This is a genomic window from Candidatus Kapaibacterium sp., from assembly GCA_025059875.1.
Lineage (GTDB): Bacteria > Bacteroidota > Ignavibacteria > Kapaibacteriales > HRBIN21 > HRBIN21.
Window position 1 is genome coordinate 1 of the sequence record JANXCT010000007.1, and the last position, 16,470, is coordinate 16,470.

The window sequence follows — 16,470 nt, forward strand, 5'->3', positions numbered from 1 at the left end:
CCAGGGGTTGACACGATGCAGGAAGGCTTCTAATTCTGCTCTCAATGTCACACTGAACAGCGCGTTTTCAAATTTGCTTCCCCTCATATGCTACCCACACCATTTCATTTCCCAAAAACCAATCATCTTCACTGCGATGCACTATTGTACGCCTTGCTAGAACAAAACAAGACTGTGCTGCACACTAGCCTAGGGATAGTAGTGTTGCCAAGCTTCCTGTGACCGCGCTCGGGGTTATTCCGGTGCGCAAGCAGCCGCCGCGTGATCGACGTGACGCCGGGATACCCTCGATAGTTCATATTATACTTCAATCTGTTGGTTTCACCACCCGCACTACCTCATTCCCCCGAAAATCAATCACCTTCACCGCAATGCGCCGATGCTCACCGAGCTGGAACGGGAACGAGACCGTGCCGCGCATGCGCTCGAAAGTCTCTAGGTCAATTTGTGCTCGCAGCGCCCGCTGGAGCTTCTCCCACGCATTGGGATCGCCAGGGAAAAACGCCTGACAGATGTGGAAGGTCTTGCCGTCGTAGTCGGTGTCCAAAAACCAAGCCGCTACCTCGTTTCCTCTCGCGCTATGCACTTCGCCCTTGATCGGATCGTAGATATCCACCCCGCGCAGCTCCACGATAAACGTGCCGTCTGCTTGCCGCTTCACAGCTACATCGGGCTGACCGAAGACAGTGAAAATTTGACTGGCGCGGGTGGTTTTGAGCAGATCGCCCACCAGCACGTCAGGAGCGACGTTTGCAAAATGCACCTGCAGCTTGGGCACTGGTACTTTTTGAATGAACGCCTGCGCCTCGGGATCGAACGCAAAGCCAGCAAAGATCAAGACGTCGTAACCATTCGTCTTGGCAGTGGGAATCGCCTCTTGCACTTGCAGCGCCGTCACGGGTCCGTATTGCGGACCAAACGAGATCGCCACACGCAGCGTCGCGCCGTTTTGCTCTGCCTCTGCTTCAGCATGCAGATACCCCACGTTCAAGGGGCGCACGTTGCGAAGCTCCATCTTCCTCCCGCCGGGGAAGAGCACCCCACCCTGCTGCTGGAGCAGGGTGATCATCGTCGTTAGGTAGTCTCCGCCACGGTCGTCTACTCGCCCAGCAGCTTCTTCTTGCTCGAACTGCGAGATGGGCACCTGCATGGGGTCTTCTACGGCGGGCACGGGGATGGCCTCGACGGTGAAGGGTCCGCTCACGCGCACCACGCCGGGCTTGACCTTCGGGCGGTCGTAGAGCGTCTCCTGCGGCGCGTTGCGCCGGATGCTTTCGTCAATCTCTTCGCGCTTCTTGCGTTTCGCCTCCCAAAAGCGCCGTAGGGCGTCCTTAGCCGCTTCTGGCCAATCCGGCGCCGGGACGGGATCGGGCACTTCTTTCAGCGATTTCCAGCGATGACCTGTGAGCCGATAGAAGTCCTGAAGCCACGTTTGGATCGCTGTATCTTCGACAAATCCTTTGTGTTTGGCTTGGTGTAGCTTGTGGTAAATCTCGTGCGCTTCTTGGGGCCAAGACGGATGCGGCACCTCGCGCGGCACTTCCCACTCCAGCAGCTCATTAACCCGCACCACTTGTCCGCTTGGCAACGTGCAGGTCTCTGTATCGGGAGCAGTGAAGTCCACGACGTGCCCTTCGCGCCCGCCTTGAGCGATGCGAATGCGCACAGGCTGTCCTTTCAGCGTGCGGTTTAAGTCCGCCAGCGCCTGCTCGATCTGCGGCTGGTATTTGGCAGCGATGGCGTCAATTTCGGTGTTCTTGGCGATGCTCTCCAGCGTGATGTGCGGGACGGTTTCGTAGTGGAAGCCGCCGGCAGGACCACGCGCTGGGTCACGCAGCTCGTAGTAGTCGAATTTCGCCGTCATCAACCGCTGCCGGGCAATGGCAAGCGCGACGCGGGAGGTATCGCAGGTGATCCAGCGCCGGCCCCACTTTTCGGCGCAGTAGGCTGTGGTGCCCGAGCCGCAGGTGGGATCGAAGACGAGGTCGCCCGGGTCGGTGGTCATTAGGATGCAGCGCTCAATAACCTTGGTGTTGGTTTGTACGGCATAAACCTTTTCTCGTGAATACGTGCTTATCACAGTATCATCCCAAACATTGTGTAAGCGTATAAACGAAAAATCTTCCGGATAACGCTTTGTGTATTTCTCGTCTTCGGTCAGACGCTCCGCAGCTCGCAACCTCGCGATCAGCACTAGATCGTCCGTCTTGCGTTCCGCTGACTTGAACCTGCGTCCACCACACTCTGTCCGATCGAAGGTAGCCAACAATTCTTCCTCGTGCCTGTCGCGGTAAAGTGTCCGAACTTTCATTTGATTGCATTCTCGCGCGTACCACAGCAAATAATCAAACAACCTTGGAATGGTCATGGTGTTTTGACTTGCTGCAGTCTGAAACGCCACCACCGCCACGAAATTCTCCCTCCCAAACACCTCATCCAATAGACATCGCACCAGGTGCAGGTTCTCGTCGTTGATCTGCACAAAGATCGAGCCGCTCTCGGCGAGCAGTTCCCGCGCCAAGAGCAGTCGATCGCGCAGGTAGGTGAGGTAAGAATGGATGCCCAGTTTCCAGGTATCGCGGTAGGCTTTGATCTGTTCGGGTTCGTGGGTGAGGTCTTCGTCCTTGTCTTTCACGTCGCGGCGGTCAATGCGCGGCTGGAAGTTGGAGGCGTATTTGATGCCGTAAGGCGGGTCCATGTAGATCATCTGCACCTTGCCCGCCATGCCCTCTTTGACCAAGAGCGAGTTCATCACGAGCAGCGAATCGCCCAAAATCAGGCGGTTTGCCCAGCCGACTTCGTGCTGATAGAACTCGACCTGCTTATCCGCCGGCAGCGGCGTTTCGCCAAAGAGGTCGGGCTGCAACGGCTGTGGTCGGCGCACTGCGTTGAGGATGGCGCGCGTGGAGATGCGCTCGTGGATGTGGAGCGAGACCACATCCACCTCGAAGCTCGTGTGCTCGGCCTTGCCGGTATCCTGGGACGCTCCCAACGATCACCGGCTATGTGCAGCGAGGTACTGCTGGCCCTTATCCGAGATCGCCCAGACGCCGCGTGGGGTATCCTTGCGGAACAGGCCTTCGTGGACGAGCCACAGTCGTGCCCAGTGAGCAGCGTTCTGCCAGCGGATGACCCTTGATCAGAGGGAAGTGGGCGTAGGTCGGCAGGCTTCAGGTATGGCCGCATTTCAGCGTAGACACACTTCAGGACCTCCGACGACCGCGCCTGGCCGCCCAGAGCAACCAACGCCCGCAGGATAGGCAGCCGGAAGGCTTCCTCTGGTGTTCGCTCCCCATGAGATAACGGCTGGTGGACAGAGGCTCTTCTGCGGGATTTGCTATGGAGGCGCTTCCACCGCCGGTGTCTGGCGCGAGTTAGGGCGATAGATTGTTCGAGCTGCCGCCCCATACTCATCAGTATCCGAGCCGCGGCATAGGATCCCTGCTGTGTTGCCTCAGCGGCTGATCGGCGCATGCTCTCCAGTGTCGTTTCCAGAGCGGCAAGCAGTCGGCTGAATCTTCTGCTGTGTTCTGGTATCCCATGATGGCCTATGGTTTGGTGGACACGCCCGCTCTTTCCAACTGTGCCGTCGCTCTGTGGAGCGCGTAATTTCTGCTCAACGTTGTCGTAGATATTCGGCACAACTTACGTAGCGGCATTGCATAGATGATACCTGTAGGGACTTCGTTTGGACGTGGTCTGCTCCTGAGGCAGTTCCGTACGCTGCGTTCTTCAAGAGCCGTCTGCAGGGTGCGAATGCGCAGAATCGCAGAGGCGGGGGGCTGAGAGCTATGGGGCTCTCAGCCGCTGGTGTAGAGGAGACTCGTGTGGATTACGGATGAGCCTCGGTGGCTTACGTATGGGAGGCGACGGCGCTACAGGCTATCTGCTCCAGCTCCTGGAGTGTCAAGGACTTCGGCCGCATGATGGGGGTGCCGAGGATGCGATGGACCAGAATCTGGGCGCAGATTCCCAAGGCACGGGAGACCCCGAACATGACGGTGTAGAACTCAAACTCCTGCAGACCGTAGATGTAGAGTAGCGAGCCGGAGATAGCGTCTACGTTGGGCCATGGGTTCTTCACTTTGCCCTGCCGCTGGAGGACCTGGGGCACGATCCGGAAGAGCTGGTTGACGAGGGTGATCAGCTCATGCTGGAGGCGGTACTGCTCGGCAAACTGCTGGAAGAGGGTGAAGCGAGGGTCAATTACCCGAAGGACTGCGTGGCCGTAGCCCGGGATGACGTGCCCACTGTTGAGCCAGTCCCAGAGATATTGCTCTAAGGCCTCGTCTGAAGGCTGGGAGCCCAGGGTCTGCAGGGTCTGCAGTAGGAAGCGCAGGCATTCCTGGTTTGCTAATCCGTGCAGAGGCCCTGCCAACCCGTTGAGGCCGGCACTGACGGCATAGAAGGGGTCGGAGAGCGCAGAGGCGACGGTGTAGCCGGTCAGGGCGCTGACGTTGCCGCCTTCGTGATCGCTGTGGAGGACGAGGTAGAGGCGCACCAGGTCCCGGAACTGCCCGGTGGGGTCTGGAAGTCCGAGCATGTGGGCGAAGTTAGAGGCCCAGTCCAGCCCGGGGTCGGGTGGGATAGGCTCAGCATTCTGGAAACGGAGCCGGTAGATGCCGGCTGCCAGCGTCGTTATACGTCCCAGGAGCATTAGGCAGTCCTCCAGCAGGGGCTTCCAGAGTTCACCTCGAGGGAGCCCCTCTTCGAAAGCCCGCCGGAAGGCGGATTCCCGCTCCATCGCCAACAGGCCCAAGCTCAGCATCGCCATCGGATGCGAGTCCCGAGGGAGGGCTCGGAGCGCATCCCAGACGTACGTCGGAACAGGGGCCCGTTCGGCCAAGCTCTGCCGCAGAGACTCCCGCTCCTCCTCTGAGGGAAGCTCGCCAGTGCAGAGGAGCCAGAAGATATCCTCTGGCATGCGGTCTGCCAGGTCGGCAATCGGGATATTGCGGATGCGGAGCCCTTCAGTTGGGATGACGAGTGAGGTTTCACAGAGGAGTGCTGGAACCCCGCGCATACCGCCGATGACCTGCTCTACGCGGATGTCCGCGATAGGAGTACTGCCGTAGTCATGGAGCACTGTGCGGAGCTGCTGCTGCCACTGCGGGGCCAATCCTTCCAGCCGCTGCCGTAGAAGGGTGCTCATCGGGCGTTCACGAGAGGCTGTGCGACAACGAAGTGCCGTTGGCAGCAAACTTAGCAAAGTTTACGTCGGACGTGCGCGAAGCTGTATCACGAATTCTCACAGAGGACTGGGTATTGGCGAAAGCTGTAATTTTGCGACGTCAACGGCGCATTCGTCTAGGGGTTAGGACACCGCCCTCTCAAGGCGGAAACGGGGGTTCGAGTCCCCCATGCGCTACCAAATCCAGCCCTGCCCGATGGACCGCACGGTTGCTCCTCCATTTACACTCACCGCCGACGACGGTACGGAGGCCAAGCTGGAGAGCTTTCGGGGACAGTGGGTGCTGTTGCTCTTCTACCCGCGTGACTTCAGTCCTGTCTGTACGGAGCAGCTCTGCCACTACCGAGATGAATGGGAGGCGTTAGAGCTACCAGGGGTGAGGGTGTTCGGCATTAGTCCCGATACTGTGGAGCGTCATCGGGAGTTTCGTCGCCGGTACGCGATACCGTTCCCGCTCCTCGCTGATCCTCAGCAGGAGGTCTTCCGCCGCTACGGGATGGTGACCTTAGGGCTCCTACCGGCACGCGGTGTCGTAGTTGTGGATCCCGAGGGGATCGTGCGCTATCGGTGGAAGAGCTCATTAGGGCTGCGGTACCCGAAGGCAAGAGAGCTACGAAGTCTTCTTCTGCGACTCCAAGAGGGAGGGGCACCTCGGAAATGAGCCAAGGGGCGGTGCCAGGAGAATGGCTACAGCAGCCCTGCAAGACCGGCGAGAGGCACTCCTGAGGCACGAAGAGCTAGAGTGGTTGCGCGAGCGGGCTTCGGAGTGGGCAGAGGCAGAGATAGTGCCTGAGGAGGTTGTGGAGTGGCTCGTGCGGCGGCGAATTTTCAAGCTCTTCGTCCCAAAGGCCTTCGGTGGCAGGGAGGAGAGTCTGAGCAGTGCAGTCCGGCTCTACGAGGCCCTGGCGGAAGTGGATGGCAGCGTGGCGTGGTTGGTGCAGATTGGTGCCGGTGGGGGATTCTTCGTGCCATCGTTTGCGCCGGAGGTAGCCCAACAGTTCTTTTCAGCCGATAGTGCGGTGATCGCTGGTTCGGGAACCGTTGGTGGGGTAGCCCGTCGGGTGCGGGGAGGGTACCGAGTGTCAGGGCATTGGCGGTATGCTAGTGGAGCTCAGTACGCAACGCTCTTCACGGCAAACGCAAGGGTCCAGGAGACCGGTGCCGTGCGGGCGTTTGCGTGGCTACCGGAGCAGGTACGGCTGGAGCGAGATTGGCGCGCGCTCGGCATGCGGGCAACCTCAAGCTGGAGCTTCACCGTGGACGATGTCTTCGTGCCAGAGGGGTGGAGCTTCGTCGTGGGGCAGAAGCTCTGGGAACCGGGGCTGCCAGTGTATGACCTTCCCTTCGGCTTCTTCGCTACCGCTTCGATTGGAGCAGTAGCACTGGGGCTTGCCCGAGCCTTCTTCCGGGAGCTGGAAGCGTTGGAACACCCTGCGGCCATTCGGGCTCTGCTCCCTCGCTGGCGGGAGCTGCTGGAGTACGCTCGGTATGTGTTCCACACAACGGTAGAGTGGGCGGAAGAGGGCGTGGTAGCAGGGAGACTGAGTCTAGAGCAGGGGCAGCGTGGTGAGTGGATACTTCGGGAGGCCGTCTGGATGGTCAGGCAGTGTGTGCTCGAGGCGCTGCCGGCGGCTGGGATGGCGGCGATTCTGGAGGGGACCGCGATTGGACGGGTAGCACGGGATCTCCTCACGGTAGCTCAGCACCACGCGTTGTGGCGGCCGGAGTGGAGGCCTGAGGTAGTATGAGGTGGGCTGAAAGGGCAGCGTCATCCGCACTCTTTCGCCTGTTAGGTCGCCGCCTATTTCGAGCAGCGGGGGGCGGCTTCTTTCGCTTCTCTCGCGTCGTTGCCTTCGGTAGCGTCTTCCTGGGGAGCATGGCGCTCATGCTGGCCCTCGCCATCCTGGAGGGCTTCCAGCGGACGCTCTACGAGCAATCGCTGCGGTTTACGTGGCACGTCCAAGTGCGGACGTTCGGCGGACACCTATTCTTCTACGAGCCGGTGGTGGAGCGATTGCAGCAGGAGTTTCCAGGTGCTACGGTTGCCGCAGTGCGGGAGCAGGAGGCGTTGTTACGCACAGCAGTCGGTGTTGAAGGAGTAGTGTTGCGAGCACTGAGCTTGGCACCAAGTCGGGTGCCAGTGGGATTCCAGATTGTGGACGGCCGTGGGGACTTCAGCTCTGACACGGCTTCCGAAGTGCTGGTCGGGCAAGCCCTGGCCCGTCGGCTGGAGCTGGTTCCAGGAGATACGGTGCTCGTCATCACTGCACAACGCCAAGGGGGCAATGTCCTGCCGCTGCTGAAACGGCTCAGAGTTGTCGGAGTCTACCGCAGCGGGTTGACGAAGTACGAGGAATTGTATGCCTACCTCCCCTTCGGACGGGCAGGCCGGTTATGGGAGGTGCCAGAACTAGCTGCAACAGGGGTTGATCTCCTGCTTCCGACTGCGGAGGCGATCCGTGAAGCTCCGCAGCGCATTGAGCAGCTTTTAGGGGTTCCGTTCTATGCCCTCAGCCTCTACGAGCTCCACCAGCCGCTCTTCGCCTGGATTGAGCTGCAGCGTGTCCCTATCCCGTTGGTGCTGGGGCTGATGACGCTGGTGGCGGTCTTCAACGTGCTCACCTTCTTGGTGCTCTTGGTTGTAGAGAAGGCCAGGAGCTTTGCTATCCTCCAAGTGTTAGGACTGTCGCCACGGCAGATTCGGTGGTTCTTGTTGCGGCAGGGGACGGGGCTGAGCTTTGCGGGGGCTGCTGCTGGATGTGCAGTAGCAGGGGCATTTGCGTGGGTGCAGACCCAGTGGGGAATCATTCGGTTGGAGGGAGCGCTGTACTACTTAGACACGCTGCCGATAGCGGTTCTCTGGTGGCAGCCCGTCGTCGTCATCGCCGCAGCGGTCGGGTTGGCGGTACTGGCAAGCGTTGTGCCGAGCGCGGTTGCACGGCGCCTACCGGTGGTCGCTCTGCTCCACTTCCGGTGAGCGCCAAGATTTCTCCGTTGCTGCTAGCATTCGGTAGCAGACAATCCACGGTCGACCTCCCTGCGGGAACTCGTGCAGCTCATGCCGGGGACGGCAAGGGAGCTTGGCGTCTCAGACCCCTTCGAGCCGAAGGCCAACATCGTTGGCGGCAGTCGCTACTTACAGCAGATGCTCCAACGATTTGGCAGCCTCCCACTGGCTTTGGCGGCCTACAATGCTGGTCCAGGACGAGTCCAGCAGTATGGGGGTATTCCACCGTTTCCCGAAACTCAGCGGTACGTCCAGAAGGTCTTAGCACTCTACCGACAGCTGGAGACGGTGGCTACTGCAGCGGCTCCAATTCAGCCGTGAAGTGGCGCAAGAACGGGGGCTCTGAGACGATGCGGAAGCCGCGCAGCGAGTCCCGTTGCATATGGAGCTCAGCCAGCGCGTTGGCCACATACTCCAGATGGCTCTGCGTATATACTCGTCGCGGGATGGCAAGCCGGACCAGCTCCATCGGCGCTCGCTGGAACTGTCCGTCACTGCCTCGTCGTCCCAGCATGAGCGAGCCAACTTCAACAGCGCGAACCCCTGCGTGGACATAGAGGGCGCAAACGATTGCCTGTCCAGGGAAGTGCTCCGGAGGAATGTGTGGAGCGAAACGAGCAGCATTCAGGAAGACTGCATGCCCGCCTGGCGGTTCTACTACGGGCAGACCTGCTTTCCGGAGCTGTTCGGCAAAGCTTGCAATCGAGCGGATACGGTAGTGCAGGTACTCCTCCTGGAAGGCTTCGCGGAGGCCTTGCGCAATCGCCTCCAAGTCGCGTCCGGCTAGTCCGCCATGTGTCGGGAAGCCTTCCCAGAGGATGAGCAGTTGCTCTACGCGCTTTGCCAGCGGGGTGTCCCGTAGAGCTATGAAGCCTCCAATGTTGGCGAGACCATCCTTTTTAGCGCTCATGAAGCAGGCGTCAGCATACGAGAAGAGTTCGCGAGCAATCTCCCAAGGAGTACGCTCTGCGTAGCCGGGTTCACGGCATTTGATGAGGTAGGCGTTTTCAGCGATTCTGCAAGCATCGAGGATGAGGGGGATTCCGTACTGCGAGAGCACCGCCTTCACGGCTCGCACGTTTGCCATTGAGACTGGATGCCCCCCAAGCGTGTTGTTCGTGAGCGTTAGGAGGCAGGCCGGGATACGGTGCGCGCCAGCTTGCTGGATAAGCTCCTGCAGCTGCTCCACATCTATATCGCCCTTGAAGGGGTGGTCCGAATCGGGGTCTAGGGCTTGTGGGATAGGCAGGTCGCGAGCCTCGGCACCGGTGAAGGCGATGTTGGCTCTGGTGGTGTCAAAGTGCGTGTTGCTGGGGATGACTTTGCCGGGTCCGCCGAGGAGGTGGAAGAGGATTCGTTCGGCAGCCCTCCCCTGGTGGACCGGGAAGATGTGCGGCATCCCAGTCAGCGCTTGAACGGTCTCTACGAATCGGTAGTAGCTCAAGCTACCAGCGTAGGCCTCATCCGCTTGGAGCATTGCGGCCCACTGTGAATGGCTCATGGCACCGGTACCGGAGTCAGTGAGCAGGTCAATGAGTACGTCTTCCGAGCGGAGGCGAAAGACGTTGTAGCGGGCCTGCTGCAAGAGCTGCTCCCGTTCAGCACGGGTCGTCATTCGGAGGGGCTCAACGACTTTGATGCGGAAGGGCTCAAAAGGATATGGCATGCTGGCTACACCGTTGAGGGCACGAACTCAGCGCAAAGATAGTGGGGGATGCCAGCCGCCAGTGCTGATGCCGTTCTGCCCCTATGCTGAGCGGATGAAGTACTTCCCAGGCAGTTGGCGGACCAGCCCGCGGAACTCCAGCTCCAGCAGCCGCGAGAGTGCTTCCTGGACGGGGATGCCAGCTCGTTCGGAGAGAGCGTCAATGTGGATCGGCTCTTCGCTGAGGAGGTGGAAGAGACGCTCTTCTGCAGGCGAGTTGAACTGAGGCGAGGAAGCCTGGGGAGCCAAGGGAGCTAAGCCCACGTCAGCAAGGAACTCTTCGGGTGAAAGGGCAGGAGCTGCTATTTGGCGTTGAATGAGCATGTTCGTCCCCCGGCTCTTTTCCGAAGTGATGTTGCCAGGGACGGCGTAGACATCCCGTCCCTGGTCGAAGGCGAATTGGGCGGTAATCAGAGCCCCTCCAGGGATGCCGCTCTCGATGACAAGGACTGCTCGAGAGAGACCGCTGATGATGCGATTCCGCTGGGGAAAGTAGGCTGGCAGTGCCTTCGTGCCCGGTGGATGCTCGCTGAGGACAGCACCACCGCTCTCAACGATCCGCTGGGCCAATCGAGCCGCAGTGATAGGCTGAATTCGGTCCAACCCTGAAGCTGCCACGGCATAGGTGATGCCTCCCGCACGCAGCGCTGTTTCGTGGGCGATGGTGTCGATTCCTCGAGCAAGTCCGCTACAGATGACGGCACCGGCACGGACGCAGGCCTCGCTGAAACGCTCCGCGCAGAGTCTTCCGTACATCGTGCACTCTCGAGTCCCAACGATGCTAATCACGGGGACGGCGTCGGGTTGGAGCTTCCCCCAGAGGTAGAGGATGGGCGGGGGATAGGGGATGTGGAGCAGTAGGGAGGGATAGTCCGGCGAGGTTAGCGGCAGTAGCTGGATGGAGAGCTGCTCGCAGCGGCGTAAGACGGCTTCGGCACGCTGTCGAGCCGCTGAGAGAGCTGATCCCTCGAAGAGATGGAGCTGCTGTATGGCCCCAGACGCCGCAGCAGCGCAAAGCTCTTGAAGGTCCGTGTAGTGCTCAAGGAAGTGTCGCAGAGACCGCTGAGGAAGCCCTGGAAGGAAGCTCAGCGTCAGTACGTCGATCGCACTCCAGCCCATCCAGGATTAGTAGCCGAAGAAGTGGAGCATTGTCTTGTCGTTTCGCCAATGACGACGTACCTTGACGAAGAGCTCCAAGTACACGGGAACTCCCAAATGGGCTTCGATTGCCTTTCGAGCTCGCTGGCCTAGGAGCTTCAGACGGTGCCCGCCAGTGCCGATGAGGATAGGCTTCTGGGTCTCCCGCTCTACGATGATGTCAGCAGCGATGTACCATTTGCCGTGTTTCCGCTCGGCAAACTCCACGATTTGCACCTCGGTGGAGTAGGGGACCTCGTGCTGATAGAGTAGGAAAATGTGCTCGCGGATCAGCTCGGCAACGAAGAAGCGCTCTGGCTGTGTGCTTAGCTGCTCGGGATCGTAGAGGAAGGGCGAGCTTGGGAGGTAGCTCGCGATGGTGCGAAGTAGCTCGTCGACGTTTGCGCGCTTGAGGGCGGAGATGGGCACGAACTCCTGGAAGAGACCCACTGCGGCGTAGCGTTCGATGATCGGGAGCACCTCCTCTGTCTTCCGTAGGAGGTCGATCTTGTTGAGGGCAACGATGACGGGCTTTCGGAGGTGCTGGAGGGCTTCAGTGACCTCTTGGGTCAGCACTGTTTGTGGGTCTGCATGCTGGGTGACGTCTGCAACCAGGACTAGCACATCAGCATCCTTCAGGGAGCTGTGGACATAGCCCATCATTGCCCGGTGGAGCTCGTAGCGGGGTTCCAGTATGCCGGGAGTGTCCAGGAAGAGGATTTGGAGTCGCCGCTGCACGTCGGTGTAGATGCCAATGACCTGCTTCCGAGTCGTCTGAGGCTTTGGGGTGACGATGGAGAGCTTCGTTCCCAAGATGGTGTTGAGGAGCGTGGACTTCCCCACGTTCGGCTTACCAATGATGGCAGTGCTCCCTACCCGTGGGAGTTCTTCTACGGGTGGCGATGGCGCTTCAGTGGTAGGGTGTTGGTGTGCCTCGGAGCGGTGCTTACTCATGGTTGTGGTTGGGGTGATGGCTGTGGAGGGGCTGAGAAGTCCTCCAGTTGACGGTGGCGTACGAGACGGGCCTCTATGAGGAAGATGACGTTCTCGGCAATGTTCGTCGCATGGTCTGCCATCCGCTCCATGGCCCGCAGCACAACGATCAGCTTCACCCCTGGGCGTACGAGCTGACTCTGCTGCTGCATGAGCTCGATGACGCGGTTGCTGATCTCCTGCTCCAGGGAATCTACAGTAGAGTCCAGTGGCAAGAGGTGCTTTGCCAACTCAGCATCGGCGTTAACGAAGGTATCCAGACTCGTCTTGACCATGGTGAACGTTGCCTTCGTCATCCGCTCCAGGCCGACCAACTGTGCCAGCTCACAGATTTCGGGGGCCTCCAGGACTGCTCGCGCAATGTTGAGTGCCATGTCGCCGATGCGTTCCAGCTCGTTGTTGATCTTCAGCGCTGTCAAGAGGAGTCGCAGGTCGCTGGCAACGGGCTGGTGAAGGGCGAAGATGCGCTGGCACTGGCTGTCAATTTTGATGTCTAGGGCGTCAATCTTCTCGTCGCGCTCGATGACGAGCTGAGCGAGTGTGGTGTTGCACTCTAAGAGAGCGCGGAAGGCGAACTCTACCTGCTCTTCCACGATACTGCCCATACGGATGAGGCGAGTGCGAAGCTTGTCGAGGTCCTCTTCAAAGCTGCGGTGCATGGGGCGAGCCCTGTGCTGTGCGACTTAGGCTTAGCCAAAGCGTCCGGTGATGTAGTCCTCGGTCTCCCGCTTCTGCGGGTTTGTGAAGAGCTCCCGCGTCCGGTTGTACTCTACCAGGCGCCCTAAGTAGAAGAAACCGGTATAGTCGCTGATGCGGGCAGCTTGCTGGATGTTGTGGGTAACCAGCACAATCGTGTAGTCGCGCTTCAGTTCCTCGATGAGCTCCTCGATCTTGGCAGTGCTGATGGGGTCCAGGGCAGAGCAGGGCTCGTCCATGAGCAGGATTTCCGGGTTAACAGCAATTGCTCGGGCGATGCAGAGACGCTGCTGCTGCCCACCAGAGAGTTCCAGCGCGGAGTGGTGGAGCCTGTCCTTGACTTCGTCCCACAGAGCGGCGCGGCGGAGGCTTTCCTCGACAATGGCGTCTATCTCCGACTTTGGGAGATTGCCATTGAGGCGGAGGCCAAAGGCGACGTTTTCGTAGATGGACTTCGGGAAGGGCACGGACTGCTGGAAGACCATCCCCACGCGGCGCCGCACCTGCACTACATCTACCGACGGGTCGTAGATGTTGATGCCGTCGATTTCTACCCGCCCTGTGGTGCGCGCGTTCGGGATGAGCTCATTCATGCGGTTCAGAGCTCGTAGGAAGGTGGATTTCCCGCAGCCGGATGGGCCAATGAAGGCCGTCACTCGGTAGGCGTAGATATCCACCGTTACGTCCTGCAGGGCATGCTTGTGCCCGTAGTGGACACTCAGCTCAAAGGTTCGGATCTTGGGCTCCAATGGAGTCGGAGGTGCCATGGCTTAGAGCGTCAAGGGTCGCCGTCGGCGCATTCTCAGACGTAGAAGGACGGCCACTAAGTTCAGAGCAAAGGTGGTCAGGAGCAAGACGACGGTCGTGGCGTACTGAAGCGGTCGGGTTACCTCTACGTCTGGCGACTGGGTGGAGAGCACGAACAGGTGGTAGCCAAGCTCCATGAATTGGCTCGTTAGGCTCTTGGGGAGCTCTGGTAGGGAGTAGGCGGCCCCAACGAACATGATGGGAGCAACCTCGCCAGCTCCTCGGCTCACGGCCAAGATGGAACCGGTGAGGATTCCCGTGAAGGCATGTGGCAGTACGACTCGGCGTATCGTCTGCCATCGGGTTGCTCCAAGCGCTAATGAAGCCTCCCGCAACTGGCGTGGGACGCTACGGAGTGCCTCCTCTACGGACACAATGACGACCGGGAGGGTCAACACGGCTAGCGTAGCTGCCGCCCAGATAATCGCAGGCTTGCCCCACACAAGTTCTAGACCGAACACCCGGTCTATGCCTTTCCCGACGAATTGCACGAAGAAGCCCAACCCGAAGAGGCCGAAGACGATGGAAGGAACACCTGCCAAAGTGTTGACGCCGAAGCGTACCCAGCGGGTAAGTCGGGAGTCCTCTCGCGCGTATTCGGCAAGGTAGATCGCCGTTAACGTCCCGATGGGCACACCCAGGATGGACATCAGGATGACCAGGAGCACTGTGCCGTAGATAGCTGGGAAGATGCCCCCTTCTGTGTTGTTGTTGCGCGGGGCTTCTGTGAGAAACTCCCACGTAACGTGCGGGAGTCCCTCGATGGCGAAATGCCCAAGGAGCCCCACGCTAAGCCCGAAGACGCAGAGCGCGGCCAGCAGGGTAATCCCGACGAAGCCGAGTCCGATGAGGACTTGCTCACCCGATTCCTTCCGGAAGCCGTAGCGGGCCATCGGTAGCCTCTCACGAGCTACTCCCTCGGAAACGGCGCAGCAGGCGTTGCCGCACCCAGAACTCAGCAATGACGTTGAGCGTGAAGGTAACGCTGAACAGCAGCAGACCAATCAGGAAGAGGACGCTGTAGTGGAGCGAGCCCCAGACGACCTCTCCCATCTCTGCTCCGATCGTTGCCGACATCGTCCGTACGGGTTCCACTGGGCTCCACGACAGCAGAGGGGCGTTCCCGCTGGCCATCAACACAATCATCGTTTCACCGAAGGCGCGACCGAAGCCGAGTAGGATTGCAGCAAAGATGCCCGGCATTGCGGCCGGCACCATGATGCGTAGGGCTACCTGCCATGGTCGTGCCCCCAACGCCAATCCTGCCTCCCAGAGACGACGGGGGAGGCTAGAGAAGCTGTCCTCGGTGATGGTGAAGATGATCGGCAGAATCGCAATAGACAGCCCAATCCCGCCAACGAGGGCATTGAGGCGGTAGGTCGTTCCCAGGGTCTGCTGTATGAAGCTTGCAACGACCATGAGGCAGAAGAAGCCGATGACGACGGAAGGGAAGCCCGCCAGTAGCTCGACAACGGGCTTGATTGTCTCTCGAAGCCAGCGGGGAGCGAAGAAGGCAGCGTAGATAGCAGCCAAGATGCCGATGGGCGTTGCCAGTAGGAGCGCGATAATGGTGACCTTAAGTGTTCCAGCAACGAGGGGCAGCAAGCCATACTTTGGTTGCTGCGAGACGGGCTGCCAGACAGTTCCCAGGAGGTTCTGGAGCAGCGGCGGAGCTGGAGGTGTGGCTGCTTCCGCAGAATAGGCAGACGCTGTGATTTCAACCGTTGGTGAGGTGTCAGGATTGTCGGCCTCCAGAGAGGCATCGGGGTTGTAAACCTCAGGAGTAGAGGGAGCTGTCGTTTCAGCTTCAGCTCCGTAGACTTCTGGAGTCACTTCGGACGAGCTGACTAGGGATGCCTGCTCGGCGGAGAGGATGCCGACAGCTTCTCGTGCGACGAAGAAGAAGACGAGCGCGATGAGAGCGATCGCGCTGAAGGCTGTGGTACGGAGGATGAGCTCTATGGCTCGTTCACCCAGCTCGGAATACCATGGACGGCGGTGCTGGAGCGAGAGTGCCAGCGAGGGTGAGCGTGTGTTACTGCGGCTGACGCTTGTTGCCGGGGAGGCGGATGGGGAAGTAGCCAACTTCGGAGACGACGCGCTGTCCGTCATCGCTCAGCACCCAGTCTATGAAGGCCTTGAGTTCGCCGGTGGGGCGCTCCCGGAGGTAGAAGTAGAGGAAGCGGCTGATTGGATAGCGCCCAGAGACGACGTTCTCCAGAGTCGGGGAGTAGTATGGCTTCCCCGGTGACTCAGCAATCGCTACCTCTTTGATGTCTTTCGCGTAGGCTGCTCCTCCGTAGCCAATTCCCCACCGGTCCTTCGCTACAGCGTTGACCAAAGCAGCGGTGCCGGGCATATGCTGTACGTTGGGGGCAAAGTCCTGTCCCTGGAGGACACGCTCCTTGAAGAACTCGTACGTGCCCGAGTTGTTTTCGCGGCTATAGAGGATGATGCGAGCATCGGGACCCCCGACTTGTTTCCAGTTCGTCAGCTTGCCAGTGTAGATGTCCCTGACTTGCTGGAGCGTCAACTTGCTGACGGGATTGTTGCGGTTGACGTAGATGGCAATCCCGTCGCGGGCGACGCGGACTTCAACGCCGCGGCTGCCGTACTTGCGCTGAAGCTGCTCCACCTCTGATGGGCGCAGTGGCCGCGATGAGGCGCAGATGTCCGTTGTCCCATTGATGAGTGCTGCAATTCCAGTCCCTGAGCCACCACCGGTGACTTGGAATCGGACTCGGTCCTTGTGGGGATAGAGCTCTGTCCAGCGCTGGCAGAGGATGACCATAGTGTCCGAGCCCTTAATCGTGATCGTCTGCCGCTGTAGGGCAGCAAGACCGATGAGGACGACAGCGCCCAGGACACCCACTAGAACAGTCCTCCGCCGTACCATCGCTGGCCTTTGATCCGTTTGCCCGTGCCAGAAGTAGC

Annotated in this window: 13 protein-coding genes, 1 tRNA gene and 1 pseudogene; 5 read left to right on the top strand and 10 right to left on the bottom strand. The window is 59.9% G+C overall.

The genetic code is table 11. The features are described 5' to 3' along the window. Positions 1-307: 307 nt before the first annotated feature. Positions 308-2,992 (bottom strand): site-specific DNA-methyltransferase, encoded by a 2,685-nt coding sequence (locus NZ960_07240; protein ID MCS7177388.1) that lies wholly within the window; start codon positions 2,990-2,992, stop codon positions 308-310. Positions 2,993-3,853: 861 nt separating this feature from the next. Further along, complete coding sequence (locus tag NZ960_07245; GenBank protein ID MCS7177389.1) at positions 3,854-5,152, bottom strand: citrate (Si)-synthase; 1,299 nt, start codon at positions 5,150-5,152, stop codon at positions 3,854-3,856. 144 nt (positions 5,153-5,296) lie between these two features. Between NZ960_07245 and NZ960_07250 the strand changes: the two genes are divergently transcribed. The 5 genes and pseudogenes from NZ960_07250 to NZ960_07270 all read left to right on the top strand — a co-directional run bounded on the left by NZ960_07250 (position 5,297) and on the right by NZ960_07270 (position 8,519). Then, positions 5,297-5,371 (top strand) — tRNA-Glu (locus NZ960_07250). Between the two features lie 16 nt (positions 5,372-5,387). After that, complete coding sequence (locus tag NZ960_07255; GenBank protein ID MCS7177390.1) at positions 5,388-5,852, top strand: peroxiredoxin; 465 nt, start codon at positions 5,388-5,390, stop codon at positions 5,850-5,852. Positions 5,853-5,874: 22 nt separating this feature from the next. Further along, the gene (locus tag NZ960_07260; protein ID MCS7177391.1) at positions 5,875-6,939 is read left to right on the top strand and encodes an acyl-CoA dehydrogenase family protein; all 1,065 of its coding nucleotides are present in this window, start codon (positions 5,875-5,877) and stop codon (positions 6,937-6,939) included. Further along, complete coding sequence (locus NZ960_07265) at positions 6,936-8,168, top strand: ABC transporter permease (protein ID MCS7177392.1); 1,233 nt, start codon at positions 6,936-6,938, stop codon at positions 8,166-8,168. The genes NZ960_07260 and NZ960_07265 overlap by 4 nt, the downstream gene beginning before the upstream one ends. Positions 8,169-8,237: 69 nt before the next feature. Then, a pseudogene (locus NZ960_07270) lies at positions 8,238-8,519 on the top strand (lytic transglycosylase domain-containing protein). Here the strand turns inward: NZ960_07270 and NZ960_07275 are convergent. The 8 genes from NZ960_07275 to NZ960_07310 form a co-directional block, all read right to left on the bottom strand. After that, positions 8,491-9,864, bottom strand: coding sequence for a tryptophanase (locus NZ960_07275; protein MCS7177393.1), 1,374 nt, complete (start codon positions 9,862-9,864; stop codon positions 8,491-8,493). The pseudogene NZ960_07270 and the gene NZ960_07275 overlap by 29 nt on opposite strands. Positions 9,865-9,945: 81 nt before the next feature. Further along, complete coding sequence (gene dprA / locus NZ960_07280) at positions 9,946-11,022, bottom strand: DNA-processing protein DprA (GenBank protein MCS7177394.1); 1,077 nt, start codon at positions 11,020-11,022, stop codon at positions 9,946-9,948. Between the two features lie 6 nt (positions 11,023-11,028). Beyond that, entirely contained in the window at positions 11,029-11,994 is a 966-nt protein-coding gene (gene era, locus NZ960_07285; GenBank protein ID MCS7177395.1) for a GTPase Era, read from the bottom strand. Further along, complete coding sequence (gene phoU, locus NZ960_07290) at positions 11,991-12,692, bottom strand: phosphate signaling complex protein PhoU (GenBank protein MCS7177396.1); 702 nt, start codon at positions 12,690-12,692, stop codon at positions 11,991-11,993. The genes era and phoU overlap by 4 nt, the downstream gene beginning before the upstream one ends. Before the next feature lie 30 nt (positions 12,693-12,722). Beyond that, complete coding sequence (gene pstB, locus NZ960_07295; GenBank protein ID MCS7177397.1) at positions 12,723-13,496, bottom strand: phosphate ABC transporter ATP-binding protein PstB; 774 nt, start codon at positions 13,494-13,496, stop codon at positions 12,723-12,725. Positions 13,497-13,499: 3 nt separating this feature from the next. Beyond that, on the bottom strand, positions 13,500-14,429 hold the full coding sequence (gene pstA, locus NZ960_07300) for a phosphate ABC transporter permease PstA (protein MCS7177398.1): 930 nt from the start codon (positions 14,427-14,429) through the stop codon (positions 13,500-13,502). A gap of 10 nt (positions 14,430-14,439) precedes the next feature. After that, complete coding sequence (gene pstC / locus NZ960_07305) at positions 14,440-15,648, bottom strand: phosphate ABC transporter permease subunit PstC (GenBank protein MCS7177399.1); 1,209 nt, start codon at positions 15,646-15,648, stop codon at positions 14,440-14,442. Further along, positions 15,572-16,432 carry a phosphate ABC transporter substrate-binding protein gene (locus tag NZ960_07310; protein ID MCS7177400.1) on the bottom strand — a complete coding sequence of 287 codons (861 nt, stop codon included), beginning with the start codon at positions 16,430-16,432 and terminating at the stop codon, positions 15,572-15,574. The genes pstC and NZ960_07310 overlap by 77 nt, the downstream gene beginning before the upstream one ends. Between the last annotated feature and the right edge of the window lie 38 nt (positions 16,433-16,470).

Bases quoted from the DNA above. Each gene is read 5' to 3' on its own strand.
- NZ960_07245 (MCS7177389.1), bottom strand. From the start codon at position 5,152: ATGAGCACCCTTCTACGGCAGCGGCTGGAAGGATTGGCCCCGCAGTGG.
- NZ960_07255 (MCS7177390.1), top strand. From the start codon at position 5,388: ATGGACCGCACGGTTGCTCCTCCATTTACACTCACCGCCGACGACGGT.
- NZ960_07260 (MCS7177391.1), top strand. From the start codon at position 5,875: ATGGCTACAGCAGCCCTGCAAGACCGGCGAGAGGCACTCCTGAGGCAC.
- NZ960_07265 (MCS7177392.1), top strand. From the start codon at position 6,936: ATGAGGTGGGCTGAAAGGGCAGCGTCATCCGCACTCTTTCGCCTGTTA.
- NZ960_07275 (MCS7177393.1), bottom strand. From the start codon at position 9,864: ATGCCATATCCTTTTGAGCCCTTCCGCATCAAAGTCGTTGAGCCCCTC.
- dprA (MCS7177394.1), bottom strand. From the start codon at position 11,022: ATGGGCTGGAGTGCGATCGACGTACTGACGCTGAGCTTCCTTCCAGGG.
- era (MCS7177395.1), bottom strand. From the start codon at position 11,994: ATGAGTAAGCACCGCTCCGAGGCACACCAACACCCTACCACTGAAGCG.
- phoU (MCS7177396.1), bottom strand. From the start codon at position 12,692: ATGCACCGCAGCTTTGAAGAGGACCTCGACAAGCTTCGCACTCGCCTC.
- pstB (MCS7177397.1), bottom strand. From the start codon at position 13,496: ATGGCACCTCCGACTCCATTGGAGCCCAAGATCCGAACCTTTGAGCTG.
- pstA (MCS7177398.1), bottom strand. From the start codon at position 14,429: ATGGCCCGCTACGGCTTCCGGAAGGAATCGGGTGAGCAAGTCCTCATC.
- pstC (MCS7177399.1), bottom strand. From the start codon at position 15,648: ATGACGGACAGCGCGTCGTCTCCGAAGTTGGCTACTTCCCCATCCGCC.
- NZ960_07310 (MCS7177400.1), bottom strand. From the start codon at position 16,432: ATGGTACGGCGGAGGACTGTTCTAGTGGGTGTCCTGGGCGCTGTCGTC.